The 1,354-nt window shown below is 60.0% G+C and carries 2 protein-coding genes; one reads left to right on the top strand and one right to left on the bottom strand.

All coding sequences use genetic code 11. The features are described 5' to 3' along the window. Positions 1–236: 236 nt before the first annotated feature. The gene (locus EN984_RS34810) at positions 237–1,031 is read left to right on the top strand and encodes a thymidylate synthase (RefSeq protein ID WP_127271791.1); all 795 of its coding nucleotides are present in this window, start codon (positions 237–239) and stop codon (positions 1,029–1,031) included. Positions 1,032–1,042: 11 nt separating this feature from the next. On the opposite strand, the gene EN984_RS34805 is transcribed toward EN984_RS34810, so the two are convergent. Further along, positions 1,043–1,252, bottom strand: coding sequence for a molybdopterin-binding protein (locus tag EN984_RS34805; RefSeq protein WP_024501417.1), 210 nt, complete (start codon positions 1,250–1,252; stop codon positions 1,043–1,045). Positions 1,253–1,354 lie beyond the last annotated feature (102 nt).

Genomic DNA, 1,354 nt, shown 5'->3' with positions numbered 1-1,354 from the left:
GCCGCCGACAGTACCAAGAACCGGGTTACCTTCTACTATCTGGTTGCCAAGGACCTGGGTAAACTCGGCTCCCTCTGACGACCGCACGTCAATTTGCAGGGGCTGGCGCGGTCCATGCGTCAGCCCTGATGTTGTTGGGGACTGGCAGCCTTCGGGCAGGGCTTGCGCTGCTTTGTGGTGTTCGATTGCCTGTCCGTCAGCTATGATGGCTGGACAACCGAATCGAGCCGGAACCGATGCGCCAGTATCTCGACCTCCTGCAGCACGTGCTGGACAACGGCGCCGATCGCGGCGACCGCACCGGCACCGGAACGCGCTCCGTCTTCGGCTACCAGATGCGTTTCGACCTGGCGCGCGGCTTTCCGGTCACCACGACCAAGAAGCTGCATCTCAAGTCGATCATCCATGAGCTTTTGTGGTTCCTGGCCGGCGACACCAACGTCAAATATCTCACCGATAACGGCGTTTCGATCTGGGACGAATGGGCCGACGAGAATGGCGATCTCGGCCCGGTCTACGGCAAGCAATGGCGCTCCTGGCCGGATGGCCATGGCGGCTCGATCGACCAGATCGCGAATCTTCTCAAGGAGATACGCAAAAATCCTCAATCGCGGCGGCTGATCGTTTCGGCATGGAATCCAGCCGAGGTGGAAGCGATGGCGCTGCCGCCCTGCCACTGCCTGTTCCAGTTCTATGTTTCGGAAGGGCGGCTCTCCTGCCAACTCTACCAGCGTTCCGCCGATATCTTCCTCGGCGTGCCGTTCAACATCGCGTCCTATGCCCTGCTGACCTTGATGGTGGCGCAGGTCACCGGGCTGAAACCCGGCGATTTCGTCCACACGCTCGGTGATGCGCATCTCTACTCGAACCATTTCGAGCAAGCACGCGAACAACTGCGGCGCACGCCGAAGGTGCTGCCGACGATGTGGATCAATCCGGAGGTGAAGGATCTGTTCGCCTTCCGCTTCGAGGATTTCCGGCTGGAAAACTACGTCGCCGATGCGTCGATCAAGGCGCCGATCGCGGTCTAAGGCCGCAAATTTCAGTCGATGCCGACCATCACGTCCGAGGCCTTGACCACGGCATAGGCCTGCTTGCCCTTTTCGAGCTTGAGATCGGCGACGGCCTCGTTGGTGATCGAGGCGGTGACGATGGCGCCGCCACCGATGTCGATCCTGACATGCGAGGTGGTGGCTCCCTTGACGATCTCGGCGATCGTTCCCTTGAGGACGTTGCGGGCGCTGATCTTCATCGGAGTTTCCTTTCCAGGGTTTTCTTTGCCGGTCTCATCAGAACAATCGGTGTCGTACAGGCGCTTTCATGGGGCGCCGGGCCTTCCCTTGTTATATTCATA

It is taken from the genome of Mesorhizobium sp. M7A.F.Ca.CA.004.12.1.1 (assembly GCF_003997835.1).
GTDB lineage: Bacteria > Pseudomonadota > Alphaproteobacteria > Rhizobiales > Rhizobiaceae > Mesorhizobium.
This window is presented reverse-complemented; position numbering and strand designations above follow the sequence as displayed.

Coding starts and splice junctions, on each gene's coding strand:
- EN984_RS34810 (WP_127271791.1), top strand. CDS start 237: ATGCGCCAGTATCTCGACCTCCTGCAGCACGTGCTGGACAACGGCGCC.
- EN984_RS34805 (WP_024501417.1), bottom strand. CDS start 1,252: ATGAAGATCAGCGCCCGCAACGTCCTCAAGGGAACGATCGCCGAGATC.